Here is a 234-nt window from a genome sequence, read left to right as displayed (position 1 = left end):
AAATATCTTGATTAAATTTATCTATTTACGAGCACTCTATAAACTTAATAAGTGGGGAGTGATTGTGAAATTTATTGGCGCATCTTCAATTCTTCAAGGAAGAACATCCATCCCTTTATTTGCATCATGTTACTTCTTTGGAATGAGAGGTGCACGTAAGAAAATTAATAATCTTGATGATTTTTCATTTTTATATTCCAGGCCAAAATCGCTAAATGAAGATTATCGATTGGA

Source organism: Kluyvera sp. (assembly GCF_965301105.1).
Note: the sequence above shows the minus strand (reverse complement) of the source record.